A 21,756-nucleotide genomic window follows, 5' to 3' on the forward strand; every position below is an offset into this window, starting at 1 on the left:
TGCAGCATCCATAGATACTTACACCTACAAAAAAACTCCGACTTTAAAAGATATTGTTATGTTGCAAGATCTACAAACACCATTAAAATATAGCTGTATCAATCATAAATTTTATTAATTTATCGGTATTTCTAATTCATGATATTTCCCTTTCTTATCCTTTATACAAGAAATGAATTTCACTTTAGTTGATTCATTTGAAAAGTTTTTATAATTTTTATAAGGGTCATCTCCTATAAAATAATTTGTCCCTATATACCCTCGTACTGTTTTACCAGCAGGTATTACAAGATCAAACTGATATTTTTTAGGTAATTCCATTGAATAAGGGATTAAATTATAAAACTCACCTATTTTAGAATAAAACATTGTATCGGAAATAGACTTATTACTAAGCAAGTTAATATCTCGATTTGTTGTATTTGTAATATCTAAAGGTAAAACATACGTCACTACTTCACGGTCTTCATAGGGATCATAAACTTTTGTAGGATCAAGAGGATTGAGTGCATGAAACGTAACTCCTTGCCCATCTTCAAAAGTTCTATTAGATAAAAACTCATCTTTTACCACTTTATAAGATTCATTATTAAGATTTAATGTTTTAAATCTTAATAAACTAGCAAATATACATAGCAACAGACACAATCCAATACTTATTAAGATATGTTTTCTCGTCACTCTTAATCTACCAACTTTCCATTATTAACATGTACAATACGATCTACCATTTCATTATCTAGAACATGCACATCATGACTGGCTACAACAATAGTCGTTCCCTTGGCTTTTTCTACTTTCAAAATATCTAAAACATCTTTTATCCCATCACTATCTAAAGCATTAGTTGGCTCGTCTAATAACAGTAATTTTGGTTGTTCCATTAAAGCTTGCGCTATCCCTAAACGTTGTTTCATACCTAAAGAGTATCTTTTATACTTTCTCTTATCTGTTTTATCAAGTCCAACCCTTTGAATAATATTATAAATCTCCTCATCGGAGATTTTATTGTTAATCGATGATAAAAATTTCAAATTCTGAAAACCAGTATACCCTGGAATAAAACTTGGATATTCAATCAATATTCCCATAGAATCAGGAAATTGCTTTTGTTTTCCGATTATTTCATTATCTATATAAACAACTCCAGAATTCAAACGCATTAACCCTGATATAGCGCGTAAAATCATCGTTTTACCAGAGCCATTATGCCCCTTCAAAACTAAAAATTCGCCTTTTTTTACTACCAAACTAATATTATCTAACACAATATTTCCTTTTAATCTTTTCGTCATACATTCACATTTAATATAATTGTCCATAAATTATTCACCTATCACATCTAGTTTTTTAAAACAAAAACTACCTAATAAAATCATTACAACAACAATTACTACTCCCATTAAAAGTAAATCATTATATTGAATAGACTGATTATTACCTAAAGTCAATTGAATTGAACTGTGATCAACAAAATACCAACGATTTGGCATAACAAAAGAGCCTAAAAAATAAATACTATGAAAGAAAATAGACAAAAATAGGTACAACAACATTAGTACAAAAACAATAGTTATCGGTATATAAAAAGTTAAGAACTCAAAAATCAAAGCTAATAAAAAGCTTATAATTATTTGAATTAGCATAGTACCTAATATCTTATAAGGAAATTGACTATATAAATTTAAAAAATTATACTCGCCTAAAGAAAGCAAATAGTAAGCGCTAAACCAAATAAAATACATACCAATCCAAATAATAATTATATAAAAAAACAAAGATAATATTTTCGTTAACCACAGAAAATGCTTCTTCTTAACACGAGGAAATAAATAAACACCATTCTGTTGAATATCTGAAAAAGCAAAATCCCCTACAAGCAACAAAGGAGTGATTTGAAAGAATATCCAATAAAAAGGGATAGAAAATCGCCCCTCCTTATAAAAATAAGATAAATCCACAAAGTCTACTCCATGAAAAAATTGATAAAAGGGAACATCTACTAATACAGATTCTTTACCATTACTAAGAGGCTGATTGTATAAAAAAGCAATTGCAATAATAGCGTAAATTAAGAATAAAAAAACCATTATCTTGATGGAATCTCGAAACCTTACATATAAATCTCTTTTTAACAAATAATATAAGATCATAATGTAAACTAGACCACCTCTGTCTCATCATTCATAGAAATATAACTTTTTTTAGATAAAATCCATACACTTATAAAAAAGATAAAAAAACAGCCAAATAAGCGTATAAATAAACCAGTAGCATCTTCAAAGACATTTATATAAAAAGCATTTGTAAATAAAAATCCATGTAATATAAATCTATCTAATAAAACAGCAGTAATCATACATATTATTACAAGTAAACTAGGTAAAAATAATTGCAATAAAGCACTTATCATACATATAAAAACACTCGCAAATAATTGAATGCAAAATAATAATGGATAATTTACATCAACACTAGTTACAGCCATCATAGTTGACATCAAAAACAACTGTAAAATCATACTCCCAGCAAAAAAGTAAACAAAAACGAATAATTTTAAATAATATATAGAAACTAATTTCAATGCATTATTCACTCTGTAAACAACATAAATACTAAAAAAGTTCGACATAGAATATACAGAAAAAACAATTGTCAAAGGAATAAATATAGTCGACAAATTATACAACGACATAACCTTATACAAAGCTTCCAATTCGTTCATTTTCTCTTTTACAATTCCGGGTTCAAAATAATTGAACAAGCAACCAATGATACTAACATTAAGTACAAAAAGAATACTTAACCAAACATATTTCATCCTTATAGTTTCTTTCATAACATTATAAAAGAACATGCTTCCTACTCCCCCGTAAATAAAGAACTACAGAACAAAACCAAATACATAACAGTACACTAAGAAAAATTTGTAATTCAAAAAAGCCAAAATCTTTAATTAAATAATCTTTAGGATTGAGAATCCCTTTTCCAATACCAAGCCAAAAAATATGTAAAATAAATGGAACTAAATAAATAAAATAAACTCGTTTTATAAAAAACGAAACTGATAAAGCTAAACTCGAAAAAACCGCACCGTATAAACCATTTAAAAATACATACATTAGAAAATATAAAGTAGGGTACTTATAATAAACTATATGAAATTGAGCTGTTGGCGAAACAGTAGAAGCCATATAATTTAATATTGGATGCGGAGCAACTGTTGGATAAGTCATCACATATAAATAAAAATTAAATAGTAAAGGGACACTTATAATAAAAAAAGATACAATAAAATTAATAAAATAAAGCAGCTTAAAATAATAACATGTTCCCATCTTAGAAATAACAGGATAAATAAATCCATAATTTTTATCAATTCTATAAATCCCTGCTACAGCCATTGCGGAAAGCATAGGAAATATAAGTAAATAAAACTCACTATAAAACGATAATCTATTAAAATATAAAATATTAGATAAATATGGGGATACCTTTATAATCCCAGCATCGTTAAATCCTTTAGTTGTCACAAACATAGCAATATATTGAGCAATAACAATTACTAACACAATAAATAAAGACAACCAAAACATCCTACCTTTTAAAATCCTTCCTAAAAAGTAACTCATCTATAGCTCCTCCATAAACCATTAAATTTAAATCTTTTTTAATATGAACAATTGATCCGCAACACCATAACATTTCTTTTCTTTATTTAACCAAATGTAACGAAAAGAAACATTTGCTCTCTCTCCTTCAAATTTAGGAAACTCAACTTCATACTGATAAACATCATTTGTGCCTTTTCTTTTTACACTCTTAACTTCTTGTTTCCACTGAATTACTTCTCCATCAGTTTGTTCAATCCGTCCCAAGAGATACGTTGGTTTTTTCTTATTCGTAACACCCGTCAAAAAAACATAATAATTTTCTGGTATAACTCCTAATTTCAATTTTTTATTTGAAAGCTTATCCTCTATTAAACTATCATTTTTTTCTATTTGTCCTTGAAAGAAATCATCACCATTTTCACTTTCCAAAAACACTTGTTCAAAAATAGTATTTTTGTTAATTCCTTTTAATTCAATACTTTTCAAATTATCTTTTTCCGTTAAAGTATCTTCAATATGTACAATAGGTTCATCTACTTTCTTTTGACAAGAAACTAAGAAACTAATACTCAATATAAAAAAACAAACTAAAATATATTTTGAAATAAACCTCATTACAGCTCCTCCTATTTTAAAAATGAAATAGCAGGAAAAGTCGTATAATCCGGATTTGAAACTATACGACTTTTTCTAGTACTATAAAATAAATAATTTCTAAATCAATATTCAATGTAAGGTCCACTAGGTCTTACACTATCAGGACTCCAAGCAGTAGGATAAGCATTATTTTCTCTAGAATAACCACCAAATCTCACAGGCACATTTTCCCCATGGATTTCATATGCATAATTTTGAAAAAGATATGTTCTACCTGGTATCACTGTTCCTTCATGCTTACCTGAAACATTTACCCATTTTCTATCTTCTGCATTTTTATTTTTATCTGCTTCTGTCCAAACATTGAAAGAACCTCCGCCCTTCTCACTGCTCTTCACACGCATATACATAGAGGTAGGCGTCTCTTTAGGACGTGCATTAGTATAATCATATGGACTCCAAAGTCTAAAGGTAAAATTCACATGGTCATCCCTTGTACTAGCCTTAGCCGGTTCGGTTAAAGCGAAAGTACTAGCTAAAATACCTAACGATAAAACAGATCCAAACATAAAACGACTTTTTTTCTTAATTCCCACTAAAAGCACCTCCGATAATTTGTAGCATTATATTGATTGTATTTTTCCACTGAAGGAACAAAATCAATATAATACAATATTATGGTAACAACACCTCAACACACCTTCAATGGATTTCAGAATATTTAATATTACTTTTACACTTGCGAACATTTCGTTAAATTTTTAAAAACAATACTATATCCCTAGCAAAGAATTACTTGTAAAGGTAGCTATATTCCTATGCTTGTTCCAAATAATAAAGAGTAACTCACCTCTCTAAATTTCGAATTTTCTCCTGCTGTTTTGAGGAAATACCGCCTAAAAATCATTTCTTAATGAAATCGGCTACTTATAAAACTTTTTTAACCTTGCTGCGAAAAATAAAAAAAAGCGCAGCCATTTCGGCTGCGCTTTCGAATTATTATTTAGTTTCGATTAAACCGTATTTCCCATCTTTACGGCCATATACAACATTAGTTTCGTTTGTATCAGCATTTGTGAAGACGAAGAAATTATGTCCTAGCATATCCATTTGTAGGATTGCCTCTTCAACGTCCATCGGTTTTAAATCGAATCGTTTTGTACGTACAAGTTCTAATTCATCTTCTTCTACCTCATCCAAAACAGCTACTGCTTCTGGAAGGATAAAGTTCGTTTTCATAGAACCTTTCTCACGTAACTTACGATTTACTTTTGTTTTATGTTTACGAATTTGTCGCTCAATTTTATCAACTACTAAATCGATAGCAGCGTACATATCGCTATTAGTTTCTTCTGCACGAAGTAATAAATCAGTAAATGGTATTGTTACCTCGACACGTTGCTTGTCAGAGTATACTTTTAAATTAACTTTAATCTCTGGGAATGTATCAAAATAACGCTCTAACTTACTTAGTTTTTTCTCTACATATTCCTTTAATGCTGGAGTTACTTCAATATTTTCACCACGAATGTTGAATTTCATAGATGAATTCCTCCTTTCAAGCCTATGTATTATAATTTCGACATTGGCTTAAAAACTCCTTCTAACTTTTTTAAAAAAATTAGTAGAATTGCAATTTTTTTATCGTTTTTTGTTGAAATGAAAAGATGCATCGTTTCTATCTTTATTTTATCCTATTAACATCGTGAATAACGAATGTTTCTGTGGACAATTCGTTACAGAAAAGAAACAACTTTTTGACAACTTACCCTATAACAAAAACCCCTTGCGAAAAACAAGAGGTTCTACTACATATATATAACGTTGCCACAAACGCAGCTTTCTCTTCCAAAAACAATATCCCCTACAGTTTCACAACATTAGCTGCTTGTGGTCCACGTGCTCCATCTACAATGTCAAACTCTACTTGTTGCCCTTCTTCTAATGACTTATATCCATCTTGTTGAATAGCAGAAAAATGGACAAATACATCGTCACCATCTTCACGCTCAATAAACCCAAATCCCTTTTCTGCATTGAACCATTTCACTCTTCCTTGCATGTTCATTCCATTCCCTTCACTCTAAAAATCAGGGCATTCGCCCCATATTTTGACTATAACGAATGACAACATATGAAGTCAAAGAAGACTTATCGCCTTTTTATTATCCCTTTCGACACTGCCATATTAACTTCTACAAAGTGTCAAACTAGATACTTCTCTTGCCCCTCTTTCATATAACAAACTTCCGATTTGCCTAACTGTAATCCCTGTCGTATACACGTCATCAACGAGTAAAATATGTTGCCCAGAAAACATCTCTTCTCCCTGAAAATAAAAAGGATTGCTTCCTGACACCCTTTCTTTACGTGTCTTCTTACTTTGCTTTTCTGTTTCCCTTCTTCTTAATGATGGATAAGAAATTTTGACAGGCAAACAAGTTGCTAATAACTCAGCTTGATTAAAACCACGTTCAATTTCCCTTCCCTTACTAAGCGGAACAGCGATAACAGTTGAAACATTGGCAAAATGCTTTTGAAATAAATTTCGAAAAGGACGATAAAAAATGTGCACTAACTCTGCATCCCCCCGAAACTTAAACTGCGCTACTATTTCTTTCATCTCATCATCATACATATATAACGAACGGTTTTTAAAAGAACGATACTCCTCCTCTTTCATCCACCTTATACAATCTATACAAATACCGTCTTCTTGAAATGAGGCAGGAACAAATTCTAAAGGCCGCCCACATTCCATGCAAATTTTTCCTATAATATAGGAAAGTTTCTGCTCACATCTATCACATATATATTTTCTATGACACTTTACAAAAAAAGTGTACCAACTAATCTTTTCTACAAAACACTCATCACAAAGTAAACAATGCATTAATCGATCAATCCTTGTTCTTTCGCATTTTTATTCATACCTTGAATATGTTTTTTCGCGCGCACCATCGCCTCTGTCTTGCCATAGTGAAAATAAATGACTTCTCCATACGGTGCTTCAAAGCTCCGCCCTGCTCGGCCCGCGATTTGTACGAGCGCACTTTCTGAAAATATTTCTTCTTCCGCCCCTAAAACTGCAACTTGCAAATTTTTCACCGTTACGCCTCGCTCTAAAATTGTCGTTGTAACTAATAATGGGATTTCGCCCTTTCTGAAAGCCGCTACTTTTTCTTTTCTCCCTGGATCTTCTGCATATACACCTTCAATTCGATTGTTTAATGGTTTTAACAACAAGCTTATTTCTTCTATATATCGCACATGGGGGACGAATAAAAAAATAGGGAATTTTTTATTTAAGTATGTTTGTAACCACTGTAGTAAAACTCGAGGAATTCTTTTATGAATGAGGTTTTTTTTCCAATTCCCGCACCAACAAAATAAAGGAACTGGCAAAGGATGACGATGATATCGCCCAGAAACAATAACACCTTTTTGTTTACCTTGTTTAAGTTTTCGCTTCCACGTTTCATCTGGAGTCGCAGTTAAATAAATACGCGCCGCTTTTTCTTTCATCGCTTGTTTTACCGCGTACTGTAACATTTGATCTGCACAATATGGAAAAGCATCTATCTCATCTACAACCATGACATGAAACGCCCTATAATAACGTAATAATTGATGCGTAGTCGCAACGACTAGTACTGCATCTTTTTCTTTATCCACACTCCCTCCATATAAAGCCGCTACCTTTATATATGGAAATACTTCTTGCAATCTCGGTGCTAATTCCAGAACAACATCCGTTCTCGGCGTTGCGATACAAACTCTTTCTCCTTTTTGAAGCGCTTCGTTAATTCCGTAAAACAACATCTCTGTTTTCCCAGCCCCGCATACAGCCCAAATAAAAAATGATTCTTTTTGCTTAATAGCCTCTATAACCCCTTGCGCCGCCAAATTCTGGCCAGTAGACAACGTCCCGTTCCACTGTAACAAATTTGAATTCTTTTCTCTCTTTCTTTCAGCAATCCCGCGAACAAGTACAGCACATTCACTTACTCTCCCCATCGTTATACACTTCCGGCAATATGCGCACACTTTACTGCACCTTTTACATAAAAACGACGCAAATAGCCGCCGATCTACATTTCCGCAGCGTTGGCACATATATTTAGAATTCTTCTTTTTTACACCTTGTACACATACGATCTCTCCCTTCTTTTTCAAATCGTTTAATTCCCTCTGTAAATCTGAAGAAAGTTCTTCTAATAGCAACTGTTTCCCCGCTAGCATCAACAATCACCTCCAGCACTACTATAAACCTTTCTCATCATCTCGTAAAAACTTAAAAAAGCCGATAACCTACTTATAAAATAGTAAGCTATCGACTTTATACACATGTTTTATTCTTTTATAAATCCTAGAATCGACCGTATCCTAAGAAATGTTTTTTGTTATACGAACTGTTAATATCACCGTACGCAATTCCTTTATCGCTAGCATGGATCATTTGGCCATTACCAACGTAAATACCGATGTGAGATGGACCTGCTTTATAAGTACCTTGGAAGAATACTAAGTCTCCTGGTTGTGGGCTATCTACTTTAGAAACTGAGTTCCAGTAACCCCTAACGTCTTGACGACCTACACCAAAGATGTAAGAAATGAATCCACTACAGTCAAAACCACCGTTTGATGGAGATGCACTTCCCCAAACATATGGTAAACCTAAGTAGCTTTGCGCTTTACCAATTACGCCACCCACATTTGGAGCTGGTTTTTTCTCTTCTTGTTTAGGTGCTTCTTTTTTAGGCTCTTCTTTCTTAGGCTCTTCCTTTTTAGGTGCTTCTTTTTTAGGCTCTTCTTTTTGAGCTTGTCCACCATTGTTTGCTGGTGCAGCTTGCTCTGCAGGTGCTTGTGCTGGTTGAGCTTGCGCAGCTTTAGCAGCTTGCTCTGCTTGTTTTTGAGCAGCAGCTTCTTGTGCAGCTTTTGCTTGTGCTTCTTCTTCGGCAATACGTTGTAATTGTAATGCTTGTTTCTCAAGCTCTTTCAATTGACCTTCCGTACTTGTCATTGAAGTTACAACTGTATCCATTTTACCGCTTAAATCGTTTACCGCTGTTGCTTTTTTCTCTTTTTCAGCGTCAAGTTCTTTCTTAGCAGTTTCAATTTGAGCTTGTGCTTCTTTTAATTCTTTTTGTTTTTCTTTTACCGTTGCAACATCTTTTTTTACACTAGCTTGGTCTTCTTGTTGTGTTTTCATGATATCTTCATCAGACTCAAGAATTTTAGAAACAGAAGTTAAACGATCAACTAAATCTGCAACGTTTTTAGAGTTTACAAGAACTTCTGTTACAACGTTCGTATTTGGTTGTTCTTGAAGTGCAACTAAACGCTTTCTTAATAACTCTTCACGTTTTGCAATCTTTGTTTGTAATTCTGCAATATCTTTATTTTTCTTTTCAATTAATTGCTCAGTATCAGCAACTTTTTTCATTGTTTCATCAAGCTTTGCAGCATTCTCTTGAACAGATTTATCTAAACCTTGAATTGTTTTGTTTAAGTCATTCATTTGTTTTTGTAATTCATCACGTTCTTGTTGTTGTTTATGTAAAGTGTCATTTTGCGTGTTAATTTGTGATTTCACATCAGAAATTTTATCTTCTGCAAATACATTTGGTGTTAGCCCAGAAAACATTAATCCTGCAACTAATGCACAAGATGCCATTTTTAGCTTTTTCATTTTATTTTTTACACCGCTTTCTTTTTTCTTTTTCCGTATATAACCTATAAAATTTATACCATAATTCGGGATTTTTTTTGCTAATGTTACGTTTTTGTAAAACAAATGTAATATTATATGTAGCTCTAGCGCAAAATGCGTATATTTTTGTATGTATGTGTAGAAATTTATATACTTTTCTCACTTCTATAAACAAAGAAAAAACGTAAGGAATTCCTTACGTTTTATTAAATATACGAATACAGATGAAATGCTACTTCATCCATTTCTCAGCCCAATTTTGGACCTCATCCATAACACTTTCTAACGCTTTTCCCTTGTCAGTTAAGCCATACTCGATTCGAACTGGTACTTCTGGATAGACATTACGAACTACAATGCCCTCGCTTTCCAATTCCTTTAAACGCTCTGACAACATACGATCGCTCATATTTGGGATAATATCTGCGATTTCTCTAAAACGTTTCGACTCTTCAAGCAAAGATTTAATAATTAAGCCAGTCCACTTCTTACTAAGCAGAGTAAAAGCTGACTCAAACTTTGGACATAAACAAGAATTATGCTCCATATGTTTCACCTCTCTTCTATTATAATATAGTTTCTTGTAAAAAGTAAGTTATAAAACTTTCCTCGTTATTTTATTTTACGTACATTTTACCATTTCCAAATATTAACTTGTCAACTAAACGTAACATACCCGTAAAAAAACCCTCTTAAAAAGAGAGCTTTTTATATCTTTATTACTTCGTATACCATCCAAGACCTAGTGCACCTTCACCTAAGTGCGTACCAATTACAGCTCCAAAATAACCTGTACGAATTGTGACGTGAGGATATTTTGTTTCTAATTCTTTCTTCCATTCATTCGCTTCTTCTTCACGTTGCGCATGAATGATAACTGCTTCCATAGGTACACCTTTACTTGCTTGCTCATCAAAAATTTCAATGATACGTTTTAATGCTTTTTTACGTGTACGAATCTTTTCAAACGGAATAATGATTTTATCTCTAAAATATAAAACTGGCTTCACTTGTAACAGACTGCCGATGAAAGCTTGCGCGCTATTTAATCGACCACCACGTTGTAAATGATGTAAATCATCAACTACAAAATAGGCGTCCATCGTTTTCTTCATTTCATCAAAACGAGCGATAATCTCTTTCGGGTTCTTTCCTTCACTTGCTAACTTTGCACCTTCACGCACATAAAATCCTTGTACTTCACAACTAATTTCAGAGTCATACGTGTATACATCAATACCCTCTACCATCTGTCCAGCTGTCGTTGATGTTTGATATGTACCACTAATTCCACTTGATAGGTGAATACTAATAACTGCATCATAATCTTTAGCTAGTTCTTCATATAGCTCAACAAACTTTCCGATTGCTGGTTGAGAAGTTTTTGGAAGTTCCTCTTGTTCACGTACTTTCACATAAAAATCATCTGCTGAAATTTCAGCTTCTTCTTGATAAGATTCTGTTCCAAACACAACGTTTAATGGAATCATATATATATTGAGTTCATCACGAATTTGCTTCGGTATATATGCCGTACTATCAGTAACAATAGCTATTTTCATTTTCGTACCTGCCTTATAAAAAGTTTTATTTCCTAATTTTACACGAAAACTACAAATGGTGCATCCATACATGAAAATGCCGGTTGAAATTATACCTACCATCTCGACAAATTACAACAAAAAGATAAAATACTCACCAAAAACTTCAGCATATTTAGAAAAAATGTTTGAATATAAAAAGGCTCGCTTTTAAAATGGAAAGTACTAGTCATTTTGATAGATAGGGGCGTACACAAGTGCTATTACAATATTTTACAATCAAAGACTACGGCGAACACGAAATCGTCATTCAAAAATCAAGATTTATTTGTTATATTAGCCGAGCAACGACTGAGGAAGAGGCTCAAGAATTTATACAAAAAATAAAAAAACAACATTGGAATGCAACACATAATTGTTCCGCTTATTTAATTGGCGAACAAGATCATATTCAAAAAGCAAATGATGACGGCGAGCCTAGCGGTACAGCTGGCGTACCAATGCTAGAGGTACTTAAAAAACGTGGACTAAAAGATACCGTTGTTGTCGTAACACGCTATTTTGGTGGCATTAAACTTGGCGCAGGTGGATTAATTCGTGCATATGGAAAGTGTACAAGCGAAGGCATTAATCATGTCGGTGTTGTCCAGCGAAAACTAATGCGTGTGATGCAAACCGAGATTGATTACACATTACTTGGCAAAGTGGAAAATGAATTACGCAATTCAAAATATGCCATTAAAGATATACATTATCTAGAAAATGTCACATTTGATACGTATGTAGAAGAAGATGGCAAACAAGCATTTACAGATTGGATGATTGAATTAACAAACGGGAAATGTACAATTACAGAAGGAGATATGTTGTACTTAGAACAAGATGTTATCTAAGCATAACCCATTTATCCCCTTCAAAGATTAATGTAGTGAATTACTTCCCTACAAATGAACTAACGAACTAAGGAGATTATATATGGAAGAACGTTATTATCATCTCCAAAATAGCAGAATAAAAAAGAAGCGAAGAAGGAAACTTTTCTTCTTCCTTATTTTCGCATTTTTATTTGGCAGTATAGGAGTTTATGTGTTAAATTCTTACTCTTCTCTTATGGGGATATATAGTGGTTTTACTCGTGAAAAATCGGATTTAAGAAACGAAGATGTAGAAATTACAAAAGAACCTTTTACAATTCTCATTATGGGTATAGAAGATTATGCGACAGATGGTCAAAATGGTCGTACAGACTCATTAATGTTTGCAACAGTCAATCCGAAAACTAAAAAGATTTCGCTTATGAGCATTCCTCGTGATAGCCGCGTTCCGATTGTTGGAAAGGGAAAAGAAGACAAAATTAATGCCGCCCATGCTTACGGTGGAGAGGAAATGGCAATCAAAACTGTAGAAGGTTTTCTAAAAGTTCCTGTAGACCATTATATTAAAATTGATTTCCAAGGCTTTAAAGGTATCGTTGATGCTGTTGGCGGCGTTACCGTTGACGTACCCTTCGATTTCTGGGAGCGCTCTGACGTGGATTACTACAAAAAAATTCAATTTAAGCAAGGACAGCAAAACTTAAACGGTGAAGAAGCACTTGCTTACGTCCGTATGCGAAAGCAAGATCCAAATGGCGATTATGGTCGAGCTGCTAGACAAAGACAATTACTGGCCGCTGTTGCTCATAAACTAAACTCCACCTCTACTGTATTTAAAATTAAAGATTTAACAGCTGTCGTTGGAAAATATATAAAAACCGACATTCCTATTTCAGACGGACTTGCTCTTTACAATAAACTTTCTGGATTTGATCCTTCTACAATGCAAACGTTAAAGCTTGAAGGCGAAGACAAAAAGATAGGCGGTATTTATTACTTCCTTCCAGATCCAATCAGTGTAGAAACGGTGCGTAACGAAATTGAAAAAGAATTAGGAGAAAAAGCAAAAAACCCAACTACAAAAAACAACTCAAATCCTGATTCAAATTCAAGTTCTAATTCTAACGAACAAACAAAAAAAGCAACAAACCAAAATAAAACACCAACTGATCCGCCACCTTCTACAAATGCTCATGCAGAGTGGATTATGCGCAATCAGCCGTAACAAAAAGGCCCAATCTATCCGATTGGGCCTTTTTTATTTACTTATTAAAGTGCTGTAAAATCGCTTCTACAATACGCTCTGATGCACGACCATCACCGTAAGGGTTAGATGCTTTCGCCATCTTATCATGAGCTTCTTTATCTGATAACAGCTCATCAGCAAGACCAAAGATTGTCTCTTCGTCTGTTCCTGCTAATTTCAGCGTACCTGCTTCAATACCTTCAGGGCGCTCTGTTGTATCACGAAGAACAAGAACTGGTACACCAAGTGATGGAGCTTCTTCTTGTACACCACCAGAATCCGTTAACATTAAGTATGAACGAGCTGCAACATTGTGGAAATCAATTACATCTAGCGGCTCAATTAAATGAATACGGTTATGTTCACCTAAAATTTCATTTGCTATTTCACGAACAACAGGGTTCATATGAACAGGGTACACAACTTGTACATCTTCATGTTTGTCAACAAGACGCTTAATTGCACGGAACATATTACGCATCGGTTCACCTAAGTTTTCACGGCGGTGAGCTGTCATAAGTACAAGACGATCATTCCCAAGTTTCTCTAGTACAGGATGACTATATGTTTCTTTTACAGTCGTTTGTAGCGCGTCAATCGCTGTATTTCCTGTGATGAAAATACGTGACTCATCTTTATTTTCCTTCTGTAAGTTCGTTGCTGATTTTGCTGTCGGTGAGAAATGGAGATCCGCCATTACACCTGTTAATTGACGATTCATCTCTTCTGGGTATGGAGAATACTTATCCCACGTACGAAGGCCCGCCTCAACATGCCCTACTGGAATTTGATTATAAAAAGCAGCTAAACTTGCAATAAATGTTGTTGTTGTATCACCATGTACAAGTACAATATCCGGCTTCGCTTCTTTCATTACTTTATCCAAACCTTCTAAACCACGCGTTGTAACATCAATTAAAGTTTGGCGGTCTTTCATAATATTTAAATCGAAATCTGGCGTAATTCCAAAGATACTTAATACTTGATCTAACATTTGGCGATGTTGTGCTGTTACAGTCACAATCGATTCAATTTTTTCTGGGTGTTTTTGCAACTCTAATACAAGAGGTGCCATTTTAATTGCTTCTGGACGTGTCCCGAAAATTGTCATTACTTTTAAACGTTCAGTCATGTGATTGCCTCTTTTCTTTCACTAATTACAGCTTCTATTATGACATATAAAAATATGCATGAGTACATCCCTTTTTAACGCATAACAGAAACTTTTCTATTACAAATACTTTTTCTTCCCACCGAGTAATAATCTATCTTTTGTTTCTTAACATCTTCATCAGTATAACAATTTCTCCCATCAAATAAAATAGGCTCCCTCATAAGTTGTACGTACTTTTCTAACGGATAAGTTTGAATATCTCCCCATTCTGTTACGATAAAAACCGCACTCGCATCTCTAATCGATTCATCTATACATCTACTATATTGTATAGCATCTCCAAATATATTCTTTACATATTGAATTGCTTTTGGGTCATAAAGAACAATATCTGCACCTATATTAATTAATGCTTCTATTATAATAAGAGATGATGCCTCTCTAATATCATCCGTATTCGGTTTAAAGGATGCGCCAAGAACTGCAATTCGCTTTTTATTCATGTTCATAACTTTTTTCGCTTTTTCAATCAATAGCAGCTGTTGCTTATTATTTACTTCAATAACTGCTTTTAACAAACGAAAATCATGAGCAACATTTCCCGCAATTTGTACCAGTGCTTTCGTATCTTTCGGAAAACACGACCCTCCGTAGCCAATGCCCGCATTTAAAAAAGATGCACCGATTCTCTTATCCATTCCCATCCCTTTGGCAACATCCAATACATTCGCGCCTACCTTCTCACATATATTTGAAATTTCATTAATGAAACTAATCTTTGTAGCTAAAAAGGCGTTCGACGCGTATTTAATCATCTCCGCACTTTTAATATCTGTAACATACGTTTCTAAACATAATTCACTATACAAACTCTCTACTCTTCTTGCTACTTCCTTACTATCCGCTCCAATTACAATACGATCTCCATGAAAGAAATCATAAATACCTGAACCCTCACGCAAAAACTCTGGATTCGATACGATATGTACTGTATGCCTCTCTTTTAACTTCTCCTCAATCCATCCCTTCATTACATCATTTGTGCCTACTGGAACTGTACTTTTCGTAACAACAATAATATCGTTCGTCGCATATAATCCAATATCGTTACAAGCACTCTGAATATACGTTAAATCTGCCGTCCCATCTAATAACGGTGGTGTTCCAACTGCAATAAATATAAACTCTACATCATCAAATGCCTCTTCTTTATTCGATGTAAAAGTTAAAGCATTATTCTCATATGCATAATTTATTAATTCATGTAATCTGGCCTCATAAATAGGTAAATCCCCTTGTTTTATCCGTTCAATTTTTTCATCATCTATATCAAAACATGTAACTGAATGCCCTAATTTTGCCAATCCTACTCCTGTAATCAATCCAACATATCCAGTACCTACTATCGTAATTTTCATTTCCTTTTCGCACAGGAATTTACAATAGAAAAGATATGAAATATAGAACTCTTCCTGTGCTTCCCCCTCTCATATTAAAAATGAGAAAACCCTTTTCCTTCTTCATTATATGAATTACTTCCCTTATTTTTTTTGAAGTTTTTGTAAAATTAAATGCACTATAAAGTAAAACTTAATCAGTGAGAATCCGGCTGCCAGTTCACGCGTGATAAATTCCCACATTTTAACACGAAACTTACTCATTTCTACGTGCAACACTTATAATACTGAAATAAAAGTATTCACTATTGAAGAAAAAGAGGAAATGTTACATTCCAAAGCCCAGTACGATTAACCTTCTTATATGATTCAACATTCTATATACAATTGTCATATATTCTATCTGCTTCCATTAACCGTAAAAAGAAAAAAAGATTGAATTCTAATCTTTTTGTGATACCATATGTTATGAGCCTGTAAATAAACATCATAATTTTCAGATAAATATATTTTCAAAAAAAATTACGTTAGACTATAAAGGGTGGGGTATTAATGGACTCACAAGTGATTTATGCCATTTTGGCATCTTTCATCACTGTACTCGTCGTTACTCCTTTAGTTATTAAATTAGCTTTTAAAATAGGAGCGACAGATAAGCCAAACGCACGTAAAGTGCACCAAAAGATTATGCCACGTCTTGGCGGGTTGGCAATATTTATTGGTGTAGCAGTAGGATTTGTTGTCGGCGGCTTATATGAACAAAGAATGTTATCGATAACGCTAGGTGCGATTATCATTGTAATCATCGGAATTTTAGATGATATGTACGAGTTATCTGCGAGAGTAAAATTCGGTGGACAACTGTTAGTTGCCATTATGATTGTAAAAAGTGGATTATTAGTGCAAGTATTATATATCCCATTCCTTGGGGATACTGAACTTGGATGGCTTGCTTATCCAATTACAGTATTTTGGCTTGTAGGTATTACGAATGCAATCAACTTAATTGACGGCTTAGATGGATTATCTGCTGGGATTTCATCTATCGTACTTGCAACGCTAGCATATATGGCCTTCACTAGCCCATGGGGTACTGGAACAGCTATTATCTTGCCACTTGCATTAATTATATTAGCAAGTACAATTGGATTTTTATTCTACAACTTCCATCCAGCAAAAATTTTCATGGGAGATACAGGAGCACTATTTTTAGGATACTGTATTTCTGTTATATCGTTACTTGGATTATACAAAAGTGTAACGTTATTCAGTTTTATCGTTCCAATTATCATTTTAGGTGTACCTATATTTGATACGATATTTGCAATCATCCGTCGTATCGTAAATAAAAAACCTATTTCAGCACCAGATAAATCGCATTTACATCACCGCTTACTTGCAATGGGATTCTCTCATCGCAAAACGGTACTAATTATATACGCATTCGGTATTTTCTTTAGTGTAAATGCCATTATTTTCACTAGTGCAACGTTATGGTTATCCATTATTCTTCTTTTCGCTTTGATTTTCTTCACAGAAATCATCGCTGAAATAATCGGGCTTGTACATGAACGCTACAAACCAATCATTTCCTTTTATAAAAAAGTGAAAAAACGCGAAGACTAATTGTAGTATAGCCTTTTCAATTATGAAATATTCAAATAGCATCCTCTTTCTTATAAGAGGATGCTATTTTTTATTCTCATTTTATATTTCCAAAATATAGATTGTTTGAGAGTTCCTCTATTGGAGAAAGATATACATAATAAGAAAAGTATCAAGTTTTCTTTTTTACATCTTGATTGTCAAACTGAGGGTGAATGTTATGATCAAGCGAGTATTTCAATGTATTATTTTATTTTTAACGATTACTATGTACGTATCATCTAATACTGAAGCAACAACTGTTATTCCTGCTGAATATCATCCAAATACTGAAACAACTTCTCCTACACAAAAAATTGCGTACTTAACATTTGATGACGGGCCAAACAAATACACTACACAAATTTTAAACATCTTAAAAGAAAAGAACGGAAAAGCAACTTTCTTTGTTATTGGCGGAAAAGTGCCGCATTACAGAAAAACGATGCAACGATTAATTAAAGAAGGACATTATATCGGGCTCCATAGCATGTCACATGATGTAAAACGCCTTTACACTGGTGACCCTTCCACTTTAATTGGAGAAATGGAACAAACACAAAGTATTGTCCAGCAAGTTACGAAATTAAATACACATCTCGTTCGCGTTCCATATGGTAGTATGCCTTACTTAAAAAAGAATTACCGTGACGCACTTGTATCGGCCCAGTATAAAATGTGGGATTGGACGATCGATACATACGACTGGAAAAGCTATGACAATCCTTCTGCCATACTCGAAAGAGTACGTAATCAAAGTGATGAACAAGTCGAAGTCATTTTAATGCATGATTCGAGTGTAACCGTACAAATACTGCCAAAAGTAATTGATTATTTACAGTCACAAGGATACAAACTTCTTCCCTATAATCCTTCTTCTCATCTCAAGGTGAATTTTTGGAAAGACACAAGATTGTAACAGCTTTAGTGCCTATGTGCTAAAGCTGTTTTATTTTTCTCTTCCCACCCTTCCCATTTTTGTGTAAAATTTTAAATAGTGATGAAGTTTCGAGGTGAATAGAAATGAAACGAATAGATCTCATTTTTAACGCAATACAAAAAGGCAATTATACAGAAGGTGTAACCGCATCAGAACTCGCTACATTTCTGCAACTAGATCGCGCCAATGTAAGTAGCGATTTAAACAAACTTGTAAAAGATAAACGTTTATTAAAAACAAATACGCGACCTGTTCGTTTTTACATAGAAACGAACACTTCGTTGGAAACGCATTCAAAAGACATAACTTCATTAGATACATTTGCAATTGAAAATACGAGCCTTAAAATTGCAATTGAAAAAGCGAAAGCTTCTATTCTCTATCCTCCAAACGGTATGCATACTTTACTACTAGGAGAAACAGGGGTCGGAAAGTCTATGTTTGCTTCTTTAATGCACGAATATGCAATTGAAGTTGAACAGCTTCCCAAAGATGCACCATTTATCGTATTTAACTGTGCTGATTATGCAAATAATCCACAGTTACTACTCGGGCAATTATTTGGGATTAAAAAAGGAGCTTATACAGGAGCAAGTGATCAAAAAGGGTTAATTGAAAAAGCACATGAAGGAATTCTTTTCTTAGATGAAGTACATCGCCTGCCTCCAGAGGGACAAGAAATGCTTTTCACCTTTATTGACCGCGGAGTATACCGCCGCCTTGGAGAAACAGAGAACGAACGTAAAGCACAAGTATTAATCATTACTGCAACAACAGAAGAACCAAATTCATTTTTATTAAAAACATTTACAAGACGTATACCAATGACTGTTACGCTGCCACCACTTCGTGAGCGTACACATAAAGAGCGCTTTGCTTTACTACAGCTATTTTTCACAAATGAAGCAATTCGTCTGCGAAAAGACATTCACGTTAGCCCAAATGCAATGCGTGCTTTCGTCTTTTACAATTGTCCCAATAACATTGGTCAATTAAAAACAGATGTTCAAATTGCCTGTGCGAAAGCCTATTCTGATTTGGTCACAAAGAAACGTGATTCTGTCTATGTTTCAAGTACAGATTTACCTTGGTATATGAAAGAAGGGTTGTTCATTGAAAGGAAGAGCCGTCACTTATACCAAATACCAAATGAAACATTTGTATTTACAGGTGAGGAAGGTTGGAGTAATCATAAAACAGAAGATGAAAAACGCTCTTCTATTTACGATTATATTGATTATAAATACGAAGAACTTCAAGCACGTGGTATTGAAGAGGAAGAATTAGAATTACTAATAGAAAATGATGTTCAAAGCTTTTTCGTACAATATTTTAACCAAATATCAAAAAAAACAAGCCATGAAAATGTTTTTAAAATTGTGGATCGTAATATCGTTTCCGTATGTGAAAAAATAGCGGAACTTGCTGAAAAGCATTTATCTAAGACGTTTGATGAAAAAGTATTTCTCGCTTTAAGTTTACATGTACAGACAACTCTACAACGTTTACAAAGCGGAAAACAAATACATCACCCACAATTAAATCAAATTCGTACGAAATATAAAGAAGCTTTTTCCGTAGCTATGCAATGCATTCAACTACTGGAGGAAGAATTACAAATAACAATGCCTATTGATGAAGCTGGCTTTTTAACAATGTTCTTCGTTGTTGATCCAATTCCTGCCTCACAAACAGAAGTAAAAGTATTAATATTAGCACACGGTAATGGCATCGCAACTGAAATGGCAAACGTCGCAAACGAACTTCTCGGCATTGAGGAAGTAACCGGTATTGATATGCCGTTACACGAATCACCGAAAGATTTCTTGGAACGTGTGAAAGTGTATATGAAAACACTACAAAATGTAAATGGGCTTCTCTTACTTGTCGATATGGGGTCACTTGCTTATATCGGTGACATATTAGAAACGGAGTTTAAAATCCCTGTACGTGTTCTCTCGATGACGAGCACACCACACGCACTAGAAGCAGCTCGAAAAGCTCAGCTCGGTTATTCATTAGATGCGCTGTATGAAACAGTAAAAAATTTAACACCATTTTACTTAAACGTACAAGAAGAAAAGAAAAAACCTCTCTCTCCAATGAAATCTGTTATTTTAACAGCTTGCTTAACTGGTGAAGGAAGTGCTTTAGCTATTCAAAAAATGTTAGAGAACTATTTACGATTTGATAAAGACTTAATTGAAATTATACCAATTAGTATCGTCCATGAAAAAGATTTAACGAAAATGATTGAGAACATAAAAAAAGAGCGTAACATCATTTGTATTGTCACGAATTTCGATGTGCAAGTACCATGCTTAACATATCATTTCCAAGACATCGTAAACTACACAGCGATTCAGCCAATTCAAGAATTAATTACGTATGAAGAAACATATGCAAAAATGGCGGATATTCTTGAACAACAAATGCAGCGTAACGATGGAGCATTACTTATCAAAACAATTCGTTACGCATTAAATACAATTCAGGAATTAATTTCCTTACAGCTAACTCCTGATAGCTTAATGGGTGTTATTCTGCATATGAGCTGTATGGTTGACCGTCTTCAAAAAGGAGAAAGCCTTCTTCCTCACCCTGATAAAGAGAAAAGAAGACAAGATGAGTACTGGATGTATATGAAAGTAAAAAAAGCGTTGCAACCAATTGAAAATACATTTGAAATACAAATACCTGATGACGAAGTATTTTATGTTATGGACTTCTTTATTAAAAATCAGCCTGTGAAAAATTAATCGAGGCCGTTTTTAAAAATATCGACCGTAACGTGAGTTATATCAGCGATTATTGAAATATATCGGCGCAACTCAGATTATATCAGCGATTTTCAAAATATATCGGCGTAACTCAGATTATATCAGCGATTTTCAAAATATATCGGCGCAACTCAGATTATATCAGCGATTTTCAAAATATATCGGCGCAACTCAGATTATATCAGCGATTTTCAAAATATATCGGCGTAACTCAGATTATATCAGCGATTTTCAAAATATATCGATTTACCGACAATAATTGCTAAAACTAGCACCTTATATAATGAGAAAAGGC

21 protein-coding genes are annotated in these 21,756 nt (G+C 33.8%); 5 read left to right on the forward strand and 16 right to left on the reverse strand.

The genetic code is table 11. The annotated features are described in order from the left end of the window. Window positions 1–114: 114 nt before the first annotated feature. The 14 genes from ACTFR8_RS21235 to ACTFR8_RS21300 form a co-directional block, all read right to left on the reverse strand. Window positions 115–642 (reverse strand): hypothetical protein, encoded by a 528-nt coding sequence (locus ACTFR8_RS21235; RefSeq protein WP_098389752.1) that lies wholly within the window; start codon window positions 640–642, stop codon window positions 115–117. 41 nt (window positions 643–683) lie between these two features. Beyond that, window positions 684–1,322 (reverse strand): ATP-binding cassette domain-containing protein, encoded by a 639-nt coding sequence (locus tag ACTFR8_RS21240; RefSeq protein WP_144609807.1) that lies wholly within the window; start codon window positions 1,320–1,322, stop codon window positions 684–686. A 3-nt stretch (window positions 1,323–1,325) separates the two neighbouring features. Beyond that, window positions 1,326–2,090 (reverse strand): hypothetical protein, encoded by a 765-nt coding sequence (locus tag ACTFR8_RS21245; protein WP_144609839.1) that lies wholly within the window; start codon window positions 2,088–2,090, stop codon window positions 1,326–1,328. Between the two features lie 71 nt (window positions 2,091–2,161). Next, the gene (locus ACTFR8_RS21250) at window positions 2,162–2,857 is read right to left on the reverse strand and encodes a hypothetical protein (RefSeq protein ID WP_000466510.1); all 696 of its coding nucleotides are present in this window, start codon (window positions 2,855–2,857) and stop codon (window positions 2,162–2,164) included. Continuing rightward, on the reverse strand, window positions 2,844–3,632 hold the full coding sequence (locus ACTFR8_RS21255; RefSeq protein WP_144609808.1) for a hypothetical protein: 789 nt from the start codon (window positions 3,630–3,632) through the stop codon (window positions 2,844–2,846). The genes ACTFR8_RS21250 and ACTFR8_RS21255 overlap by 14 nt, the downstream gene beginning before the upstream one ends. 27 nt (window positions 3,633–3,659) lie before the next feature. Next, window positions 3,660–4,229: a hypothetical protein gene (locus tag ACTFR8_RS21260; RefSeq protein WP_001211058.1), complete on the reverse strand. Its 570-nt coding sequence runs from the start codon at window positions 4,227–4,229 to the stop codon at window positions 3,660–3,662. Between the two features lie 104 nt (window positions 4,230–4,333). Continuing rightward, window positions 4,334–4,807 carry a hypothetical protein gene (locus tag ACTFR8_RS21265; RefSeq protein WP_144609809.1) on the reverse strand — a complete coding sequence of 158 codons (474 nt, stop codon included), beginning with the start codon at window positions 4,805–4,807 and terminating at the stop codon, window positions 4,334–4,336. A gap of 403 nt (window positions 4,808–5,210) precedes the next feature. Continuing rightward, on the reverse strand, window positions 5,211–5,753 hold the full coding sequence (gene hpf, locus ACTFR8_RS21270; protein WP_000671186.1) for a ribosome hibernation-promoting factor, HPF/YfiA family: 543 nt from the start codon (window positions 5,751–5,753) through the stop codon (window positions 5,211–5,213). A 322-nt stretch (window positions 5,754–6,075) separates the two neighbouring features. Next, a complete protein-coding gene (gene cspC / locus ACTFR8_RS21275) occupies window positions 6,076–6,273 on the reverse strand; it encodes a cold shock protein CspC (RefSeq protein ID WP_001990088.1) in 198 nt (65 codons plus the stop codon). Window positions 6,274–6,399: 126 nt separating this feature from the next. After that, window positions 6,400–7,104, reverse strand: a complete 705-nt coding sequence (locus tag ACTFR8_RS21280) for a ComF family protein (RefSeq protein ID WP_074595201.1) — start codon at window positions 7,102–7,104, stop codon at window positions 6,400–6,402. Next, the gene (comFA, locus tag ACTFR8_RS21285; protein ID WP_047387211.1) at window positions 7,104–8,453 is read right to left on the reverse strand and encodes an ATP-dependent helicase ComFA; all 1,350 of its coding nucleotides are present in this window, start codon (window positions 8,451–8,453) and stop codon (window positions 7,104–7,106) included. The genes ACTFR8_RS21280 and comFA overlap by 1 nt, the downstream gene beginning before the upstream one ends. Window positions 8,454–8,580: 127 nt before the next feature. Then, the gene (locus ACTFR8_RS21290) at window positions 8,581–10,008 is read right to left on the reverse strand and encodes a C40 family peptidase (RefSeq protein WP_000499468.1); all 1,428 of its coding nucleotides are present in this window, start codon (window positions 10,006–10,008) and stop codon (window positions 8,581–8,583) included. A gap of 148 nt (window positions 10,009–10,156) precedes the next feature. Continuing rightward, window positions 10,157–10,471 (reverse strand): winged helix-turn-helix transcriptional regulator, encoded by a 315-nt coding sequence (locus ACTFR8_RS21295; protein ID WP_000400857.1) that lies wholly within the window; start codon window positions 10,469–10,471, stop codon window positions 10,157–10,159. Window positions 10,472–10,643: 172 nt separating this feature from the next. Continuing rightward, window positions 10,644–11,486, reverse strand: coding sequence for a DegV family protein (locus ACTFR8_RS21300; RefSeq protein WP_002097936.1), 843 nt, complete (start codon window positions 11,484–11,486; stop codon window positions 10,644–10,646). 236 nt (window positions 11,487–11,722) lie between these two features. On the opposite strand from ACTFR8_RS21300, the gene ACTFR8_RS21305 reads away from it, so the two are divergent. Together ACTFR8_RS21305 and ACTFR8_RS21310 are read left to right on the forward strand one after the other, a co-directional pair. Beyond that, entirely contained in the window at window positions 11,723–12,358 is a 636-nt protein-coding gene (locus ACTFR8_RS21305; RefSeq protein ID WP_000926665.1) for a YigZ family protein, read from the forward strand. An 82-nt stretch (window positions 12,359–12,440) separates the two neighbouring features. After that, the gene (locus ACTFR8_RS21310) at window positions 12,441–13,565 is read left to right on the forward strand and encodes an LCP family protein (protein ID WP_000392784.1); all 1,125 of its coding nucleotides are present in this window, start codon (window positions 12,441–12,443) and stop codon (window positions 13,563–13,565) included. 37 nt (window positions 13,566–13,602) lie between these two features. On the opposite strand, the gene wecB is transcribed toward ACTFR8_RS21310, so the two are convergent. After that, the gene (gene wecB, locus ACTFR8_RS21315) at window positions 13,603–14,718 is read right to left on the reverse strand and encodes a non-hydrolyzing UDP-N-acetylglucosamine 2-epimerase (protein WP_000140145.1); all 1,116 of its coding nucleotides are present in this window, start codon (window positions 14,716–14,718) and stop codon (window positions 13,603–13,605) included. 74 nt (window positions 14,719–14,792) lie between these two features. After that, window positions 14,793–16,118, reverse strand: coding sequence for a UDP-glucose dehydrogenase family protein (locus ACTFR8_RS21320; RefSeq protein ID WP_000704915.1), 1,326 nt, complete (start codon window positions 16,116–16,118; stop codon window positions 14,793–14,795). Window positions 16,119–16,649: 531 nt separating this feature from the next. Here ACTFR8_RS21320 and ACTFR8_RS21325 point away from each other — a divergent pair. The 3 genes from ACTFR8_RS21325 (at window position 16,650) to ACTFR8_RS21335 (ending at window position 21,440) form a co-directional block, all read left to right on the forward strand. Then, complete coding sequence (locus ACTFR8_RS21325) at window positions 16,650–17,723, forward strand: glycosyltransferase family 4 protein (protein WP_000378319.1); 1,074 nt, start codon at window positions 16,650–16,652, stop codon at window positions 17,721–17,723. Between the two features lie 199 nt (window positions 17,724–17,922). Beyond that, entirely contained in the window at window positions 17,923–18,660 is a 738-nt protein-coding gene (locus tag ACTFR8_RS21330) for a polysaccharide deacetylase family protein (RefSeq protein WP_000597151.1), read from the forward strand. 104 nt (window positions 18,661–18,764) lie between these two features. Beyond that, a complete protein-coding gene (locus tag ACTFR8_RS21335) occupies window positions 18,765–21,440 on the forward strand; it encodes a PRD domain-containing protein (protein ID WP_000820967.1) in 2,676 nt (891 codons plus the stop codon). The last annotated feature ends 316 nt before the right edge of the window (window positions 21,441–21,756 follow it).

It is taken from the genome of Bacillus cereus group sp. MYBK15-3 (genome assembly GCF_051916765.1).
Classification (GTDB): Bacteria; Bacillota; Bacilli; order Bacillales; family Bacillaceae_G; genus Bacillus_A; species Bacillus_A cereus.

Coding starts and splice junctions, on each gene's coding strand:
- ACTFR8_RS21335 (WP_000820967.1), top strand. CDS start 18,765: ATGAAACGAATAGATCTCATTTTTAACGCAATACAAAAAGGCAATTAT.
- ACTFR8_RS21245 (WP_144609839.1), bottom strand. CDS start 2,090: ATGGTTTTTTTATTCTTAATTTACGCTATTATTGCAATTGCTTTTTTA.
- ACTFR8_RS21320 (WP_000704915.1), bottom strand. CDS start 16,118: ATGAAAATTACGATAGTAGGTACTGGATATGTTGGATTGATTACAGGA.
- ACTFR8_RS21300 (WP_002097936.1), bottom strand. CDS start 11,486: ATGAAAATAGCTATTGTTACTGATAGTACGGCATATATACCGAAGCAA.
- ACTFR8_RS21240 (WP_144609807.1), bottom strand. CDS start 1,322: ATGGACAATTATATTAAATGTGAATGTATGACGAAAAGATTAAAAGGA.
- cspC (WP_001990088.1), bottom strand. CDS start 6,273: ATGCAAGGAAGAGTGAAATGGTTCAATGCAGAAAAGGGATTTGGGTTT.
- ACTFR8_RS21255 (WP_144609808.1), bottom strand. CDS start 3,632: ATGAGTTACTTTTTAGGAAGGATTTTAAAAGGTAGGATGTTTTGGTTG.
- ACTFR8_RS21250 (WP_000466510.1), bottom strand. CDS start 2,857: ATGTTCTTTTATAATGTTATGAAAGAAACTATAAGGATGAAATATGTT.
- ACTFR8_RS21280 (WP_074595201.1), bottom strand. CDS start 7,104: ATGCATTGTTTACTTTGTGATGAGTGTTTTGTAGAAAAGATTAGTTGG.
- wecB (WP_000140145.1), bottom strand. CDS start 14,718: ATGACTGAACGTTTAAAAGTAATGACAATTTTCGGGACACGTCCAGAA.
- ACTFR8_RS21310 (WP_000392784.1), top strand. CDS start 12,441: ATGGAAGAACGTTATTATCATCTCCAAAATAGCAGAATAAAAAAGAAG.
- ACTFR8_RS21325 (WP_000378319.1), top strand. CDS start 16,650: ATGGACTCACAAGTGATTTATGCCATTTTGGCATCTTTCATCACTGTA.
- ACTFR8_RS21295 (WP_000400857.1), bottom strand. CDS start 10,471: ATGGAGCATAATTCTTGTTTATGTCCAAAGTTTGAGTCAGCTTTTACT.
- ACTFR8_RS21260 (WP_001211058.1), bottom strand. CDS start 4,229: ATGAGGTTTATTTCAAAATATATTTTAGTTTGTTTTTTTATATTGAGT.
- comFA (WP_047387211.1), bottom strand. CDS start 8,453: ATGCTAGCGGGGAAACAGTTGCTATTAGAAGAACTTTCTTCAGATTTA.
- ACTFR8_RS21330 (WP_000597151.1), top strand. CDS start 17,923: ATGATCAAGCGAGTATTTCAATGTATTATTTTATTTTTAACGATTACT.
- hpf (WP_000671186.1), bottom strand. CDS start 5,753: ATGAAATTCAACATTCGTGGTGAAAATATTGAAGTAACTCCAGCATTA.